This window comes from Kocuria sp. cx-455 (assembly GCF_057707085.1).
In genome coordinates, this window is the sequence record NZ_JBYIPM010000004.1 from 1 (window position 1) to 15192 (window position 15192).

13 protein-coding genes are annotated in these 15192 nt (G+C 66.2%); 4 read left to right on the top strand and 9 right to left on the bottom strand.

The features are described 5' to 3' along the window. Positions 1 to 116: 116 nt before the first annotated feature. The 7 genes from AC3ENJ_RS07005 to AC3ENJ_RS07035 all read right to left on the bottom strand — a co-directional run bounded on the left by AC3ENJ_RS07005 (position 117) and on the right by AC3ENJ_RS07035 (position 8856). On the bottom strand, positions 117 to 1553 hold the full coding sequence (locus AC3ENJ_RS07005; protein WP_431813525.1) for an MFS transporter: 1437 nt from the start codon (positions 1551 to 1553) through the stop codon (positions 117 to 119). A 102-nt stretch (positions 1554 to 1655) separates the two neighbouring features. Beyond that, a complete protein-coding gene (locus tag AC3ENJ_RS07010) occupies positions 1656 to 2432 on the bottom strand; it encodes a spermidine synthase (protein ID WP_431813526.1) in 777 nt (258 codons plus the stop codon). Positions 2433 to 2454: 22 nt separating this feature from the next. Continuing rightward, positions 2455 to 2997, bottom strand: coding sequence for a hypervirulence associated TUDOR domain-containing protein (locus AC3ENJ_RS07015; RefSeq protein WP_431813527.1), 543 nt, complete (start codon positions 2995 to 2997; stop codon positions 2455 to 2457). A gap of 188 nt (positions 2998 to 3185) precedes the next feature. Beyond that, positions 3186 to 4469, bottom strand: coding sequence for an FAD-dependent oxidoreductase (locus AC3ENJ_RS07020; protein ID WP_431813528.1), 1284 nt, complete (start codon positions 4467 to 4469; stop codon positions 3186 to 3188). Position 4470: 1 nt separating this feature from the next. Further along, on the bottom strand, positions 4471 to 6459 hold the full coding sequence (locus AC3ENJ_RS07025; RefSeq protein WP_431813529.1) for a BCCT family transporter: 1989 nt from the start codon (positions 6457 to 6459) through the stop codon (positions 4471 to 4473). Next, positions 6459 to 7601: an aromatic ring-hydroxylating oxygenase subunit alpha gene (locus tag AC3ENJ_RS07030; RefSeq protein WP_431813530.1), complete on the bottom strand. Its 1143-nt coding sequence runs from the start codon at positions 7599 to 7601 to the stop codon at positions 6459 to 6461. The genes AC3ENJ_RS07025 and AC3ENJ_RS07030 overlap by 1 nt, the downstream gene beginning before the upstream one ends. Before the next feature lie 64 nt (positions 7602 to 7665). Further along, complete coding sequence (locus AC3ENJ_RS07035; protein ID WP_431813531.1) at positions 7666 to 8856, bottom strand: NAD(P)/FAD-dependent oxidoreductase; 1191 nt, start codon at positions 8854 to 8856, stop codon at positions 7666 to 7668. A 346-nt stretch (positions 8857 to 9202) separates the two neighbouring features. Between AC3ENJ_RS07035 and AC3ENJ_RS07040 the strand changes: the two genes are divergently transcribed. Together AC3ENJ_RS07040 and AC3ENJ_RS07045 are read left to right on the top strand one after the other, a co-directional pair. Further along, positions 9203 to 9553, top strand: a complete 351-nt coding sequence (locus AC3ENJ_RS07040; protein WP_431813532.1) for a bifunctional 3-phenylpropionate/cinnamic acid dioxygenase ferredoxin subunit — start codon at positions 9203 to 9205, stop codon at positions 9551 to 9553. 10 nt (positions 9554 to 9563) lie between these two features. Further along, on the top strand, positions 9564 to 10400 hold the full coding sequence (locus tag AC3ENJ_RS07045) for an IclR family transcriptional regulator (RefSeq protein WP_190781111.1): 837 nt from the start codon (positions 9564 to 9566) through the stop codon (positions 10398 to 10400). Positions 10401 to 10406: 6 nt separating this feature from the next. Here AC3ENJ_RS07045 and purU read toward each other — a convergent pair whose 3' ends face one another. Both purU and AC3ENJ_RS07055 read right to left on the bottom strand, forming a co-directional pair. Further along, complete coding sequence (gene purU, locus AC3ENJ_RS07050; RefSeq protein WP_431813533.1) at positions 10407 to 11318, bottom strand: formyltetrahydrofolate deformylase; 912 nt, start codon at positions 11316 to 11318, stop codon at positions 10407 to 10409. A 40-nt stretch (positions 11319 to 11358) separates the two neighbouring features. Further along, positions 11359 to 13848 carry a GcvT family protein gene (locus AC3ENJ_RS07055; RefSeq protein WP_431813534.1) on the bottom strand — a complete coding sequence of 830 codons (2490 nt, stop codon included), beginning with the start codon at positions 13846 to 13848 and terminating at the stop codon, positions 11359 to 11361. Positions 13849 to 14022: 174 nt separating this feature from the next. On the opposite strand from AC3ENJ_RS07055, the gene AC3ENJ_RS07060 reads away from it, so the two are divergent. Next, a complete protein-coding gene (locus AC3ENJ_RS07060; RefSeq protein WP_320414944.1) occupies positions 14023 to 14706 on the top strand; it encodes a GntR family transcriptional regulator in 684 nt (227 codons plus the stop codon). Positions 14707 to 14838: 132 nt separating this feature from the next. Next, positions 14839 to 15075 carry a hypothetical protein gene (locus AC3ENJ_RS07065; RefSeq protein WP_190781107.1) on the top strand — a complete coding sequence of 79 codons (237 nt, stop codon included), beginning with the start codon at positions 14839 to 14841 and terminating at the stop codon, positions 15073 to 15075. Positions 15076 to 15192 lie beyond the last annotated feature (117 nt).

Consider the following 15192-nt stretch of genomic DNA (forward strand, 5'->3'; position numbering starts at 1 on the left):
GGACGCTGAGCGACCAGTCCGTCCAGACAGCCCTCACCGCCCCGTACCCAAACCCCGTCAGTCCTTGCCCATCCAGCACCATGACCGCCCGCCATCAACGCGACGACTCCAGGGGCTCACCCCCCGGCGCGGGTCTCACGGGTGAGGCCTGTGCCGTCGCCCATCCCCGGCGCCCCACCCCGCTCCCCCGCGGCCCGATCCTCGGCCGCCGCGCGGGCATACTCGGCGGAAACACGGCGGTACACAGGAGTAAGAAAGGCAAGGGCCGCAGCCAGGATCATCAACGCGCCGGCGCACAGGAAGACGAGCGCGATTCCCCGGGCGGTGCCTTCTCCCAGCAGCGGTTCCAGGGCCGCGGCTCCGGCATTGCTGCGGGCGTAGGGGATGATCCAGAACTCCGCCAGCGGCGCCACCACGAAGGCGGTGACGGGCGCGGCCGAGGACTCGAAGGCCATGGCGAACCCGAACACCCGGCCCTGCCGGGCCAGGGGCACCACGCGCTGGATGACGGTCTGCTCGGCCGCCTCCACGGCGGGGAACAGCGCCATGTACAGCCAGATTCCGGCGATGTACAACCAGCCCCATTCCCGGATCGTGAACAGGGCACCCAGCAGACCCATGACCATCACCACCAGCAGCATGGTGCGCAAGGGGTTCTTGCCCAGCCCCACCTTCCCGATCACCGCGCCGCCCACCATGAACCCGGTGGACGCGATGGCGAACAGGACACCCCACATCTCCACGGAGAACAGCTCCAGCCCGTAGGGATCCATCAGGGCAATGTAGGCGCCTCCGATGAAGTTGTTGAAGGTGCTGAAAATGATTAGGGCGAACAGCCCGGCCACCGCCATCACCGCGCGCCAGGAACCGGCCAGATCGAACCCGCCGTGGGCGTCCGACGGCGCCGGCACGGCTTCCTCCGGCATCCTCACCGTGAGCAAGTGCCCAAAGGCCAGGGCGGTGAGTGCCACGGCAATGACCACCGTGGCGCCCATCCCGAGCAGGCCGATCGACAGTCCCGAGAGCACCGAGGTGACCATGAACGCGATCCCCTGGACCATCCCCACCAGCCCGTTGGCGTTGGCGCGCCGGTCCGGTTCCACGAGGATGGTCACCGTGGTGGCCAGGGCGATGTTGCGCATGTTCTCCACCACGGCCCCGATGAGGGTCACGGCGGCAAACCCCCAGAACCACGGGCCGTCCAGCCGAGCGACCTGGCCGTCCGGGGCGAGGACAAAGATCGCGCCGGCAAGCAGGAACATCACCAGGGTGAACAGCCCGGCAAAGCGCATCACCGCCAGCTTGCGGTACCGGTCCACCAGCGTGCCGAAGCTGATGGAACTCAGAGCGAGCAGCAGCATGTAGATCCCGCCCACCACCCCGGTGGCGATCACATTGCGGGTCTCCAGGTAGATCCAGAACGTCAGGGCGAACCACAGGTAGCTCGTGGTCAGGTTGGCCACGGCCGTGTTCACCAGGATGTTCACAAACGTGCGCCGCCGCGACAGTTCGGATCGCGCCTCAGAGGCCGGTGACGTTCGGTTCTCGGTCACACATTGAGCGTAGTTGAACTCGCAACCGCCGGACAGAGCCTCCCGCTGCAACAACACACGTGGACACGTTGCGTAGGCCCGGCGGGGCAGTGCGGACCTTGGTCACCGCGTCGCGATCAACTCCCCCAGCCCCTCCCCGTCCAACACACCCGCCGGATGCGGTCCCGCGGCCTCGAACGACGCCGCCCACTCCCGCGGCAACCGCCGGCCGCCCACCAGAACGAGATTCCCCGCATGTTCACGCGTGAGCAGCTGCCGGTCCGCCAGGCACCACACGTCCGCGAACACCGAACGCATCACCCGGGCCTGGTCCGCGAAGAAGGTGAGGCCTGCGTCATCGCCCACGTTGACCACCATGACCCCGCCCGGGGACAGCAGCTGCGCGGCTTCCCCGTAGAACGAGGCCTCCGTGAGGTGGGCGGGCGCAGCAACGCCGGTGAAGACGTCGAGCGCCACCACGTCCACGGTGCCCGGTGCGGCCACGTGCGGAAGGGCCGCGCGAGCGTCGTCGGCGACGATCCGCACGTCCGAACCTGCCGGCAACGGCAGCGCCTCGAGCACGAAACCAGGCAGCTCCGGCGCCACCTCCACAGCTACCTGCGCGGACCCGGGCCGCGTGGCCGCAATGTAGCGAGCCAGGGTCAGGGCGCCCGCGCCCAGGTGCACCGCGGTGATCGGGGAGCCCGCCGGGGCCACCACGTCCACCACATTGCCGATTCGCCGCAGGTACTCGTAGAAGATCTCCTCCGGGTGCGCGAAGTTCACGTGCGACTGCTCCGCGCCGTTCAAGGACAGCACCCACCCGCCGGCCGTGAACTTGTCCGGAGCGATCTCCGCGTGCACTCCGGCCGCCTTGAGGTACCTACGCATACCGTTCATGGAGCCGGAGAAGCCGCCCCGCTCACTCCCCGTCGATCTTCTGGGACTCGGCCCAGTCCCGGCCGGGATCCCCGCCCCACGCATCCCACGCCACACGCCCCGGGGAGGGGTAACCGTCCTCCCCGCCGTGAAAGCCCTCTGCCGAGCGGTCCACGTCATGACGCTTGAAGTATGCGCGCATCTTCTTGATGACCTCATCGTCCACGGTCTGACCCTCGGCCAACTGGTGCGCCCGGTGCTCACCGGTGTCCGTGAAACCCTTCCCGGCCTTGCCCTCGTCGATCCATTGCACGGCGCGCTGGGCCGCTGCCTGCACCTTCTGGGGTGGGCGGTGACCTGAATCGTCGTCCTTGTCGCCATCCGAGGCGTCCGACAGCGCGGACTCGTGATGGGCGGCCTGGGAACCGGTCTTCTCGGATTCCACCACGTACACCGGATCGTCCTTGTCCGCCCGGAACGTCTGATCCTTGAACTCCAGGTCCTCCGTGTGTTTGGACTGCACGGTCCCGTACGTGGTGCCCTGCGCGGTGTTCCACCCGACCCGGTCACCCTTGCTTAAAGCCATGTGAACGCCTTTCTCGTCATCGACCGCGGAGACCGTCGAGCCGGGGTTGCGTTCCGGCCGGACCCGTCCGCGGGCCTTCAGTAGACCACACGGGGCGACACTGCGTCACCGGCTCGTACCCGCCGCCGACCCACCGATTTATGGTTCCCTATTCCCTTATAACGCCTCACAAAACGTAATACGGAACCTTAAACCTCGCGGTGGCCATCAGGAGACCCCCGCGCCCACCCCGGCGCCCGCTCCGGCCGCGGCCCCACACCCACCGCGAGCGCCGGGAACACACTCAGCCAAGGCACCCGCTGGACGAGCTTGACGAACCACATTGGCGGCCGCAGTTCCCGACCGTTGATCGCCGGCATGATCAGCCGCGCATGCAGGATCCGCTGCAGGCCCTGGATGAAAACGGTGGGCATCATGCGCCGCCGCTGGATCCGGGCCAGCACCCTCTGCTCGGACCGCCCGGACAACGTGCCGGCCAGCAACAACGGCGCCAGCACACGCGCCGCGGCCACCGCATCCTGCACGGCCAGGTTGATGCCCACGCCACCCACCGGCGACATCGCGTGCGCGGCATCCCCGATGCACAGCACACCCGGGGCGTACCAGCGGCGCAGCCGGTCCACGCGCACGTCCAGGTGCTTCACGTCGGCCAGGGACTCGATCCCGGACACCCCGTCCGCCGCCTCGGGGAACAGCGCCGCGGCGTCGGCCCGGAAGGCGTCGAGACCGCGGGCGCGCACGGCGTCGTCGGCGCCCTTGGGCCCGAGCTGCGCGACCTGGATGTAGCCGTCGCGGGGAATGCCAATGGCCACGCGCCCGCGGTCGGTGCGCGGCAGCAACGACTCGCCCGCGTGGCGGGCGGCGGGGAGGCGGTACCACCAGACGTCGAACGCCACGGGAATCTCACGCGCGGGCAGGCCCACGTCCTGGCGGATCACGGACCAGCGACCGTCGCACGCGATCGTGAGGTCGGCCAGCACGCGGCCGGGGCCATCCTGGGATTCCACGACGACGCCGCTCACCCGCCCGTTCTCGCGCACCACCCCGGTGACCTCGTGCTCGGTGAGCAGGGTGAAGGTGGGTTCGGCGGCGGCCGCCTCGGCCAGCAGACTGAGCAGATCCCACTGCGGGACCATCGCAATGTAGGGGTGGCGCACGGGCAGGCGCGAGAAGTCGACCATGCGCACGGAGGACCCGCCGGGAAGGGGCAGGTCCACGTGGGTGACCTTGGAGTGCGAGATGGCGTTGAAAGTCTCGAACAGCCCGAGGTCCTCCAGCAGGGCCAGGGTGGTGGGGTGCACGGTGTCACCGCGGAAGTCCCGGAGGAAGTCCTTGTGTTTTTCCAGCACCGTGACCGCCACGCCTGCCCGGGCAAGGAGCAGGCCGAGCACCAGGCCCGCCGGGCCACCGCCGACAATGGCGCAGGTGGTGCGTCGTGTAGTACCGGGCGACGGCTTCGGATCCTGAGACATGTCAGCCTCCGTCGCGCGGCTCATCCCGTTCGCCACGCCGCCTGCGGCGCCGCGTCCCCCCGTGACCCTCGTGGGACTCGTAAATGGGCTGCCCCGCCGCCGTGGCGTCCACGGCTTGGATCTGCCCCGTGTCCGGGTCTGTGTTCTCCCGGGTGACCAGCGTGAACTTCTGGTGCCCGTAATCGTTGATCGCGGAGCGGACCGCGCGGCGCATCACGGATTCGGACAGGCGCTGGCGCAGCCACATGGGGTCGGCCTGCAGGTCACGGGTCAAGGCGATGCAGAGCACGAACATCACCAGCACGAACGGCAGCGCCGCCACAATGGTCATGCGTTGCAACCCGCCCAGGGCCTCGTCCGGGGTGTCACCACCGGCCAGGAGCATCACGGCCGCAACACCACCCATGAGCACGCCCCAGAAGATCACCACGGGCCGGGACGGTTCCAGGGTGCCCCGGGAACTCAGCGAACCCATGACGATCGAGGCGGAATCCGCACCGGTGACAAAGAAGATGCCCGTCAGGATCATGGCCAACACGGCCAGGCCCGCGGTGAGCAACTGCGGTGCGTCGAGCGCGTTGAACATGTCGTAGAGGGCGCCGTCGAACGAAATGGTGGGAACGCCGTCGACCATGGTGGCAATGCCGTCAGTGGGATCGGGGGTGCCGTCCGCGGTGTGCTGGATGTTGATGGCGGTGCCGCCGAAGACCGCGAACCACAGCAGGGACACCAGCGACGGGACCACCAGCACGCCGGTGACGAACTGACGGATGGTGCGCCCGCGGGAAATGCGGGCAATGAACATTCCCACGAAGGGCGTCCACGAGACCCACCAGGCCCAGTAGAAAATGGTCCACCCGGACAGCCACTCGCGCATGGCTTCGTCACCGACCGCCTCCGTGCGGGCGGCCATGTCCGGCAGTTGCTGGACGTACGAGCCGATCGCGGAGGGGATGAGGTTGAGGATGAACAGGGTGGGTCCCACCACGAAGATCACCACGGCCATCAGCACTGCGAGCACCATGTTGGTGTTGGCCAAAAACTGGATACCGCGCTCGATCCCGGACACCGCCGAGGCCACAAAGCAGAACGTCAGCACGGCAATGATTGCCACGAGCATGGGCGTGGCGACCTGGCCGATGAGCCCGTTGAACTGCAGGCCGCTGCCGATCTGCAACGCACCCAGGCCCAGTGAGGCCGCCGAGCCGAACAGCGTGGAGAAGATCGCCAGAATGTTGATGATCTTTCCACCCGCGCCGTCCACGGCACGTCGGCCGAAAAGCGAGACGAACGCCTCCGAGAGCAGATTCTTGCGGCCCATCCGGAACGTGCCGTACGCGACGGCGATACCGAGCACCGCGTACATTGCCCACGGGTGCAGCGTCCAGTGGAACAGCGAGGTGGCCATGGCCGTCTCGATCGCCTCGCTGGTCTGCCCGTCCACCGTGGCCGGGGGCGGGGAGATGTAGTGAAACAGCGGTTCGGCCACACCGTAGAACATCAGGCCGATGCCCATGCCGCACGCGAACATCATGGAAATCCAGGACCCGGTGCGGAACTCGGGCTGCTCGCCGTCCTTACCCAGCGGGATCGCGCCGAACCGGCCCAGCGCCAACCACAACACGAAAATCACGAAGAAGGACGAGCACAGCACAAAGATCCAGCCGGTGTTCTCCATGACCCAGTTCAGGGCCGTGGTCGAGATGCTCGACAGGCTCTCGGTGCCCACGAACCCCCACACCACGAACGTCACCACGATTGCGCCGGTCACGCCCAGGATCACCTTGTCGAGGCCCTCGAACCGGTCGCGGATCGGCCGACGACGCCGCTCCACCCCCTCTTTGAGTGCCGCCAGGATCTCCGCTTCGTTCTTCTCCGCGTGATGCAGCTCGGTGGGGTCATCCACGGGACTGGCCGCTGTCGGCTCCGTGCCCGGGCCTAGACCACCCGCGTCATCCGACGTGCCCGCACTCGAACGTTCACTGCTCATCATGGTCCCTTCGACTCAGCTGCGCCGCCGACCTTGTCCATGACCCAGTCGTGGAAAACTCCGATGTGGTGCTCGCTGGGAACCAGGACCCCGCCCTTGGCGTAGATCCTAGACCCCATGGCGGGCTGACAACGCTCGCACGCGTCAAAATCTTGCCGGTTGACCCGGTGGAACAGTTCCACGGACGCGGAGACGTCCCTGCCGGACTCCACGACCGAGGGCAGGTACAGCCAATCGCATTCGATGATCGTGTGGTCCACGGCCAGGGGGAACATGCGGTGGATGATCACATGATCGGGCACCAAATTCACGAACACGGTGGGCTTGATGGTGATCGCGTAATAGCGCCGGTCGTGGTCCTCGTCGACCCCGGGAATCCGGTCCAGGCCTTCGGAGCCGTCCACCGTGAATCCCTTGATGTCCTCCCCGAACTCCGCGCCGTGACCCACGAAGTACTGGGCCGCCAACCCGTCCGCGAACTCCGGCAGCACCTCGGTGAGCTCCGGGTGGATGGTGGCGCAGTGATAGCACTCCATGAAGTTCTCAATGATGAGCTTCCAGTTGGCCTTCACGTCATAGGTGATCCGCCGCCCCAGGGAGAGACGGGCAATGTCATAGGCCTGAATGGACTCGGAATCACCCAGCCGCTCCTCGATGGCACCCATGACGTCTTCTTCAAACGATGGCGGTTCGTCCGCCAGGCACACCCACACGTACCCCAGGTACTCGCGCACGGGGATGGTCACCAGCCCGTACTCCTCGCGGCCGATGTCCGGCATTTTGGTGAGGTTGGGGGCGGCAATCAGCTTGCCGTCAAAGTCGTAGGTCCACGCGTGGTACGGGCACCGGAAGGACCGCTTGGCCTCACCGCTGTCCTCCGTGCACAGCTTGGCGCCGCGGTGGCGGCACACGTTGTAGAAGGCACGAATGCCGTGCTTGCGGTTCCGGGTGATGATGATGCTTTCCCGCCCCACCTGCACGGTCCGGTACGCACCGGGCTTGTCCAGGTCCGCCGAGCGCACCGCGCAGAACCACATCCGTTCGAAAATCTGCTCCTGTTCCGCGCGGAAGAAGTTCTGATCGGTGTAGGTGCGGCCCGGCAACGTGGCGATGAGGCTTTCGGAAACAATGTTGGTGGACACGAGGCCCTCCTTGCAGAACTACTTCACACGAGGGAAGTGGGGATCGGGTGTCGGTTGCTGTGGTTCAGGCGATCAAGCGTTGTTCGGCGGAGGACACCGCCAGCTTGGCCAAGAACTTGCGCCAGCGCGTGAACTGTTTCGGCTGGTTCCAGCCCAGAACGGCCACGGGGTCATCGCCGGCGTAGTAGACGGCCAGGAAGCTTTCCTCACCGGGCCCGCCGTGCTCGTACATCACACGATCCGAACCGGTCATGTCCCCCACGAATTGCAGGCGCGCGCCGTATTGGCACGACCAGAAGTAGGGCTGCTCCACGGGCAAGTACGCGTCGTCGTGCTCGAGCAACGCACCCACCGCGATGGCCGGACGGCCCACCGCACCGGCCCAGTGTTCCACGCGGCGGTGCTGCCCGGTGCGGGTGTCCAGCCACGCCGCGCAATCGCCCACGGCCACGACCCCGGGCACGGTGGTGCGCCCGGCGGCGTCGCAGACCACGCCATTGCCGACGTCGATTCCCGAGCCTTCCAGCCAGGCCACGTTGGGCTGGGCCCCGATGCCGACCACCACGAGGTCGACCGGAAGCACGCGGCCGTCGGCCAGGCGCACGTGAGTCACGCAGTTGTCGTCCGTGTCGAAGCCCTCAATGTCGATCCCACAGAGCAGTTCCACGCCGGCCTGCTCGTGCAGCCGCGCCACCACGGAACCCATTTCCGCGCCGAGCGGTCCACGCAGCGGGGTGGTCGACTTCTCCAGCACGGTGACCTGCAGGCCCAGGGAGTGCGCCGTGGACGCAACCTCCGCGCCGATGAATCCGGCGCCCAGAACCACCAGCTGACCGCCGCGTTCCACGAGAGCCCGCAGTTTGCGTGCGTCCTCGAGCGTGCGCAGGGTCAGCACATTGTCGAGGCCCGTGAGCTCCGGCAGTTGCCGTGCGGAGGCGCCGGTGGCGATGACCAAGAGATCGGCGTGGACCGTGCGCCCGTCCGCGAGCGCGATCTCACGAGCGACGGGGTCGAACGAGACGGCGCGCACGCCGAGCAGCCATTCGGCGTCGAGCTGTTCCCCCTCGATTTCCAGAGCCAGGTCCTCCGCCTGGAACTGGCCGCTGAGGAATTCTTTGGAGAGCGGTGGGCGGTCGTAGGGGCGTTCCGGATCATCACCGATGATGACCAGGCGGCCCGTGAATCCTTGACGGCGGGCGGCTCGGGCGGCGGACAGGCCGGCGAGCGAAGCGCCGACGATGACGAGGGATTCCATGGTGGACCCCTTTCGACTAGCTGGTCGGGACCTCGGAACTGCACCGGCGGGACGCCCGAGACCCAGGTTCCTCATGACGCGTATTACGCAACGCACCGCGTCATGCGATTAAGTGTGAATTGGGTCACGAAAGGGTGTCAAGGGGTGTGGAGCATCCTTTACACGGCGTTCACATCACGGCTGTTTCCCAAGTCCCAGGCCGATTTTTTGCTGACCCAACCCCTTGACACTCCCCGAAACCGGCTCGGAGAATGTTGCGTATTACGACATGAGTTGCGCCCCTCGCGATTTTGCTCACCGCGTGTTCGAGGCCCCTCATCCAGGACCCAGTGAAAGAACCGCGCCCATGCACAAGGTCTGCCCCCTTTCCGATCTCGAACCCGGAGACGCCATCCGCGTCGAGACGACCCCGCCCATTGCGGTGTTCCACACCGAGGAGGGCCAGCTGTACGCCCTCGATGACACCTGCACCCACCAGGACGCATCCCTGGCCGACGGCTGGGTTGAAGGATGTGAAGTGGAATGCCCGCTGCACGCGTCCAAGTTCGACCTGCGCACGGGTCAGGTGGATGCGCCCCCGGCCAAGTTGCCCGTGCGGGCGCATCGGGTGGCGGTTGTCGACGGCGTCATCATGGTCGAGGAATCCAGCGAGCGCCCCAACCTGCCGCCCGGGCTCACCGTGAGCGGCCACGAATAAGATGGCAGGCATGGCCTCCCCCGAAAAATCGCAGTCCCAGCCGCCCCCCGCACCGGAGGATGTCGCGGCCGGTGACGGCGTGACCCCGGGCGGCGTCCAGTCCGTGGACCGGGCCATCACCGTCCTGGAACTGCTGGGGCGATTGGGCACTGCGAGTGTGGGCCAGGTGGCCGAGGAGCTCGGGGTCCACAAATCCACCGCGTCCCGGCTGATCAGCGCATTAGAATCACGCGACCTGGTCATGGCCAATCACGAGTGGGGCAAGTACGAACTCGGGTTCGGCATCCTGCGCCTGGCCCACGCCATCCCGGCACGCTTGAGCCTGGTCGCGGAGGCTCAGGGCGAGATCCGGCACCTTGCCGACGAGTACCGGGAGACCGTCAATCTCGCCGTCCTCCGGGAAGGGGTTGCGGTCAATGTGGCCCAGGAAATCGGGCCGACGTCGCTCGGCACCCATGACTGGATCGGTAACCTCACACCCCTGCATGCCACCTCGAGCGGCAAGGTGCTGCTGGCGGCGCTTTCATCCGCAGAGCGGGCGAACCTGATCAAGAAGACCCGCCTCAAGTCCTATACCGCGCGCACGATCACCTCTCGCCGGCAGCTCGAAGAGCAATTGATCGACGTCGCGGCACAGGACTACGCGACCGTCCTGGAAGAACTGGAAATCGGCATCAATGCCATTGCCGTTCCCGTGCGCGACCACCTGGGCACGGTGGTTGCCGCGGTCAGCATCTCCGGTCCTGCCTTCCGCTTCACCGAGGACACCATGGTGGCCATGAGCGAGGATCTCAAAGCCTCCGGGCTGGCCATCAGCCGACGCCTGGGCTACGACCCGCGGGGCTGACCGGACTCATCCCGCTCGGCGCAGCACCACGGTCTTGGGGCCCTGCAGGATCACCCTGCCTTCGCAGTGCCACTTCACGGCATCGGACAGGGCCTTGCACTCGGTGTCCCGGCCTGCGGCCACCAGGTCCTCCGGGCCGAACGTGTGGTCCACCTGCACGGTTTGCTGGGCAATGATCGGGCCCTCGTCGAGTTCCGCATTGACGTAGTGCGCGGTCGCTCCCACGGTTTTGACCCCGCGTTCGTAAGCCTGGTGGTAGGGCTTGGCCCCCTTGAAACCGGGCAGGAACGAGTGGTGGATGTTGATCACCCGCCCGGACATCCGCGTGGCCAGCGAATCGCTGAGCACCTGCATGTATCGAGCCAGAACCACCAGGTCCACCTCGAAACGATCCACCAGATCCAGCAGGCGGGCCTCGGCCTCGGACTTGGTGTCCGAGGTGACGGGCACGTGGTAGAACGGGATGCCGTGCCACTCCACCAGCCGCTGGTGATCCAGGTGGTTGGACACCACCGCCACGATGTCCACGGGCAATTCTTCGGTGCGGCTGCGGTAGAGCAGGTCATTGAGGCAGTGGCCGAACTTGGAGACCATCACCAGCACCCGCCGCTTGGCCCCGTGCACGTTGAGCTGCCAGTTCATCCCGAACCGTTGCGCCACCGGTTCCAGATCCGCGTACAGCGCATCCCGGTCCAGGGTCTCTCCGGCCGCCGGGGCCACGTGGACGCGCATGAAGAAGTGCCCCCGACGCCGATCGTCGAACTGCGTGAGTTCCACGATGTTGCACCCGTGATCCAGGAGCACCCCGCTCACCGCGTGCACGATCCCCAGGGTCTCGGGGCATTCTAGGGTGAGCACCAATTCCGGCGACGCCGCGCTGGGCGCGTTGGCTTCTACGGTTTCTCTCGGCGCGCTCATCGCGCCACCTCCTGGGATACGAAGTCGGTCATGGTGTCCATCAGCCGCGCAGCCGGGTCATCTGCGGGTCGAAGAGCGGATCCGCTGTGACGGTCGCGGGGATGCGGGTGCCGAAGTACTCGATCTCCACCTCGTCCCCGAGCTGCACCGAGGACGGCAAGTACGAATAGGCAATGGGCTTGCCGAGGGTGAACCCGTAGGCGGCGCTGGTGACGTACCCGGCGGGTTCGCCGTGGTGGAACACCGGTTCCTTACCCAGCACGATGGACTGCGTCCGGTTGATGACCAGGCACCGCAGCCGACGGTCCACGGTCTCCTCACTGAGACCCTCCAGGGCGTCCTTACCGACAAAATCTCCCTTGTCGTGTCTGACGGCGAACGACACTCCGGCCTCGTAGGGGTTGTATTCAGTGGTCATGTCCGTGCCCCACGCGCGGTAACCCTTTTCCAGTCGCAGGGACGCGAACGCTGCCCGCCCCGCCGGAATGATTCCGCGCGGTTGACCCGCTTCCCACAGCACGTCCCACAACCGCTGCCCATTGTCCGCGCTCGTGTAGATCTCCCATCCCAGTTCTCCCACGTAGGACAGCCGCATGGCGGTCACCGGAACCCCGCCGATGCGCGCCTTCTTGGCGCGGAAGTACCGCAGGGCCTCATTAGAGAAGTCGTCGTCGCTGACGGCGGTGACCACCTCGCGGGCCAGCGGCCCCCACAGGCCGATGCAGCAGGTACCGCCGGTCGTATCCCGGACCTGGACCCAGCCACCGGGCACAGCGCCGTCGGTCTGGGCCTTGGCCTCGCGCGTGAGGTAGGCCAGGTCGATATTGCCGTTCGCCCCGACCTGGAACAATTGCTCTCCCAATCGTGCGACCGTGATGTCGCTGCGGATCCCGCCCCGGTCATCCAGGAGCAGAGTGTAGGTCACCGCGCCGGGCTTCTTGTCCAGGTTGTTGGTGCTCAGCCGCTGTAGGAGCGCCAACGCACCGGGGCCGGAGACCTCCAGGCGTTTGAGCGGCGTCATGTCGTACATGGCCACCGCGGTGCGGGTCTTCCACGCTTCGACCGCGGCAATGGGCGAGTGGAACATTTGCGACCACGCGTCCCGGGCCGGCGGACGCCACTCGGTGGGCAGTTCCTTGAGCAGACGGGCGTTGGACTCGAACCAGTACGGCCGCTCCCATCCGCCGGATTCCAGGAAGTAGGCTCCCAGCGCCCTGTGACGCGCGTGGAACGGAGTGACCCGCAGGTCCCGCGGGGACAGCCGCGGTTGCAGCGGGTGGAGCACGTCGTAGATTTCCACGAAGTTCTGCTGCGAGGTTTCGCTCACGTAGGAGGGGCTGAGCTGCACCTCCTCGAAGCGGTTCACGTCGCACTCGCCCAGATTGGTTTCGGAGCGACCCGTGGTGATGAGTTCGGCCATCGCTTTGGCCACGCCGGCCGAATGGGTGACCCACACGGCCTCCGCAATGTAGAAACCGTCGACCTCGGGGGACTCACCCAGGAGGGGGCCGCCGTCCGGGGTGAAGGAGAAGATGCCGTTGAACCCGTCCTCGATCTCAGTGTCGCGCAGCCCTGGGAGCAGCTCCCGGGAGGCCTCCCACGAGGGCATGAAGTCCTCCGGGGTGAACTCCAAGCGCGAGGGCATGTGTTTCTCGGTGATGTCCTGCGGTGCATAGACCCCCAGGTCATCGGGATCCACCGGCATGGGTCGGTGAGCGTAGGAGCCGATGCCGTAGCGATCGCCGTGCTCGCGGTAGTAGAGGTCCTGGTCCTGGAAGCGCAGGATCGGCAGTCCCGCGCCGTTGGGGTGTTCGTTGCGGCCCGCCAGGTCCGGGACGGGGGTGGTTTTCACGTATTGGTGGGCCAGCGGCAGCAGGGGCACGTCCATGCCCACCATCCGTCCGACCTTGGGGCCCCAGAATCCCGCGCAAGAAATCACGATGTCCGCCGGCACGACGTCGTCCGCGGTGCGCACGCCCGTGACCCGGCCGCCGGACTGTTCCACGTCCAAGACCTCGGTGGAACCGCGGTAGGTGACTCCGGCCTCGGAGGTGCGCTCGATCAGCACCTGGACCGCGCGGGCCGCGAGCGCCAGGCCGTCACTGGGGACGTGGAGCCCACCCAGGACGAGGTCTTCATTGATGAGCGGGTAGAGCGCTTTGCATTCGGCGGAGTCCAGTAGCCGGCCTTTGATGCCCCAGGAGGTGGCGTAGCCGAGTTTGCGATGCAGATCCGCCCAGCGGGTTTCGGTGGTGGCAACCTCCAGCCCGCCCACCTGGTTGAAGCACGAGGTGCCGTCTTTCTGGAGTGCCTTGAGCTTGTGCACCGTGTAGTGCGCGAACTCGCTCATGGTCTTGGAGGGGTTGGTCTGGAACACCAGACCCGGCGCGTGGGAGGTGGACCCGCCGGGCATGTTCAGGGGGCCCTGGTCCAGGACCGTGATGTTGTTCCACCCCCGGGCGACCAATTCATCCGCCAGGTTGGCCCCGACGATCCCGGCTCCGATGATGACAATGCGCGGTGTGGACATGTGCTTCTCCTGGGGTGGGTTCGGTACGGAAGCAGTGGATGTTCGCGTGTCCGGTGGATGATCCAGGCACATATACATGTGAGACCGGATAACATATATATTAGAGTTGCATGTAGCGTAGATAACGCTTTTTCACCCGTCAAGGGTGCACTGAAAATCGATGTGGGAGGCCCAGTGGACGTGAGGATTTTCGGGGCGGAGCAATCGGCACCCAAACGATCGTCGCTGGCCGACACGGCCTACGAGGCGCTCCGCCAACAATTACTCACCCTTGACATCCGTCCCGGCGACCCATTGAACGACGCCGCTCTGGCCGAAGACCTGGGCATGGGCCGGACACCGGTGCGCGAGGCCCTGAAGCGACTCGAGGTCGACAAGCTGGTGGTGAGTTACCCCAAGCGCGGGACGTTTGCCACGCGGGTGGAGATCACCGATCTGGTCTACGTCTCGGAAATCAGGATGCAGCTGGAGCCCATGGCGGCTTCTCGAGCCGCGCGCGTGGCCACTGCGGCTACGCGCGCGGAGCTGGCGGGCATTCAAGAACAGCTCCGCGGCTTCGACATCGAGCACGCCAGCGTCACGGACATCCTGACGTGCGACTCCATGGTGCACCGAGCCGTGTACCGGGCCGCGGGCAATCCGTATCTCGAAGACACCCTGATCCGCTACAACAACCTGGCCACCCGCATCTGGTGCATGGTGATCGACCGGTTGCCGCGGCTCGCCGAGCACGTCCAGGAGCACATTCAGTTGCTGCAGGAAATCATTGACGGTGACGCGGACCGGGCCTCCGCGTTGGCGCGCCACCACGTGGAAGGGTTCGAAGCCGCCGTTCGTTCGGCGTTGTTCGCCGCATGATTCCCGTCACGTGCTGTCACTAACCAGCACTTCCCCTAAGTTTGCTTACTGAATCCCCGTCAAAGGCGTAGCGTGAGAGAACCCTCCCCGCTAGACCGTTAGCTCACCCGAACAGCATTGGAGATTCACACCATGATCATGAAGACCCTTCACGATGCCGGCATCCGTTCCGAGTACGCCTACGCGGCCGGCATGGGTTCCATTGCCCTGTCCTTTGTTTCGTGGGGACTCTCGCGAGTCAAGAAAACCGACTCCAAGGCCCAATCGGACCGCTGGGGTATTTTCGTGGGCCACTGGGCCCCTACCTTTATGACCGTGGGCCTGGCCTTGGCGCAGTACGAAGACACCCTGACGACCAAGAAGAAGTAACTCCCATTCACCCACTCGGCGAACCGCTCCGCGTTGCTACACGCGGGGCGGTTCGCTCTTCGGTGAGTAATTACCTGCCTCGTACCTGCGTCGCAGCACGGAATTGTGCTGATTGTC

Coding starts and splice junctions, on each gene's coding strand:
- AC3ENJ_RS07040 (WP_431813532.1), top strand. CDS start 9,203: ATGCACAAGGTCTGCCCCCTTTCCGATCTCGAACCCGGAGACGCCATC.
- AC3ENJ_RS07010 (WP_431813526.1), bottom strand. CDS start 2,432: ATGAACGGTATGCGTAGGTACCTCAAGGCGGCCGGAGTGCACGCGGAG.
- AC3ENJ_RS07020 (WP_431813528.1), bottom strand. CDS start 4,469: ATGTCTCAGGATCCGAAGCCGTCGCCCGGTACTACACGACGCACCACC.
- AC3ENJ_RS07045 (WP_190781111.1), top strand. CDS start 9,564: ATGGCCTCCCCCGAAAAATCGCAGTCCCAGCCGCCCCCCGCACCGGAG.
- AC3ENJ_RS07015 (WP_431813527.1), bottom strand. CDS start 2,997: ATGGCTTTAAGCAAGGGTGACCGGGTCGGGTGGAACACCGCGCAGGGC.
- AC3ENJ_RS07035 (WP_431813531.1), bottom strand. CDS start 8,856: ATGGAATCCCTCGTCATCGTCGGCGCTTCGCTCGCCGGCCTGTCCGCC.
- purU (WP_431813533.1), bottom strand. CDS start 11,318: ATGAGCGCGCCGAGAGAAACCGTAGAAGCCAACGCGCCCAGCGCGGCG.
- AC3ENJ_RS07065 (WP_190781107.1), top strand. CDS start 14,839: ATGATCATGAAGACCCTTCACGATGCCGGCATCCGTTCCGAGTACGCC.
- AC3ENJ_RS07025 (WP_431813529.1), bottom strand. CDS start 6,459: ATGAGCAGTGAACGTTCGAGTGCGGGCACGTCGGATGACGCGGGTGGT.
- AC3ENJ_RS07055 (WP_431813534.1), bottom strand. CDS start 13,848: ATGTCCACACCGCGCATTGTCATCATCGGAGCCGGGATCGTCGGGGCC.